Source organism: Virgibacillus carmonensis (assembly GCF_057836705.1).
This window is the reverse complement of the sequence record NZ_JBYQFJ010000323.1, coordinates 1-564: the sequence shown is the minus strand read 5'-3', so window position 1 is coordinate 564 and position 564 is coordinate 1. Positions and strand designations below refer to the sequence as shown.

1 protein-coding gene is annotated in these 564 nt (G+C 39.2%); it reads left to right on the top strand.

Features of this window, described 5'->3' with window-relative positions; all coding sequences use genetic code 11:
- On the top strand, positions 1 to 564 hold a 564-nt coding region (gene dctP / locus AC3G7N_RS22115; protein WP_489424263.1), incomplete at both ends, for a TRAP transporter substrate-binding protein DctP.

Genomic DNA, 564 nt, shown 5'->3' with positions numbered 1-564 from the left:
AAAAAGCTAAATGGAGAAGTAGGGCAGGAGCTTCTAAGCACGTTTGAAGGATCTAATTTGGTTGGTCTGGCATTTTATGATTCAGGCGAAAGAAGTTTTTACAATTCTGTACGACCAATTAAAACACCTGAAGACATGGAAGGACTTAAGCTTCGTGTACAAAATTCCGAAATAGCTATAGATATTGTGGAAGCATTAGGTGCTTCTGCAACTCCTATGGAATACGGAGAAGTTTATTCCGCCATCCAAACAGGAGTAATTGATGGAGGCGAAAATAACCTCCCAAGTTATTACACTGCAAATCATTATGAAGTTGCGAAGTATTTTACAGACAATGGCTATCAGGGAGTTCCGGAAGTATTATTAGCATCCCAACAATTATGGGATAGTTTAAGTGATAAAGACAAAAAAGCATTTAGAGAAGCTGCTTTAGAATCAGTTCCAGTCCAACGTGAGGCGTGGGCGGAATTAGTGAAAAAATCAAGAAAAACTGTCAAAGAAAACGGAAGTAAAATTATTAAAGTAGACGATATTACCCCGTGGCGGGAGGCTGTTCAGCCGATT